The sequence below is a fragment of the Clostridium sp. ZBS15 genome (genome assembly GCF_023845705.1).
Taxonomy (GTDB): Bacteria; Bacillota; Clostridia; order Clostridiales; family Clostridiaceae; genus Clostridium; species Clostridium aquiflavi.
The window spans coordinates 1-251 of the sequence record NZ_JAMQHY010000187.1 but is presented as its reverse complement, the minus strand read 5'-3'; the positions used below and the strand labels follow the sequence as shown (position 1 = coordinate 251).

General features: G+C 25.1%; 1 pseudogene. It reads left to right on the top strand.

Annotation, left to right across the window (positions count from 1 at the left end):
* Positions 1-62 precede the first annotated feature (62 nt).
* A pseudogene (locus tag NG904_RS16965) lies at positions 63-251 on the top strand (normocyte-binding protein); the annotation flags it as partial.

The window sequence follows — 251 nt, the reverse complement described above, 5'->3', positions numbered from 1 at the left end:
AAGAAGAGAGTATAAAGATAAACAGTGACTTTGGTGATTATAGCAAATATATAAAATATGATATGGTGTCACGTTGGAACATTAAAGAGATTAAATTGAAATGTGCAGGATTTCTAGTACCTTGTATAGATAAAGTTAATTTTGAACATTATATTTCAATTGAAAAAGAAGTAACAAATCATGGTTACTTGGTTAATTTAGATGAAGAAAATAAGGATTATGTAACAATAAAAAAGAATTATATAGATAGG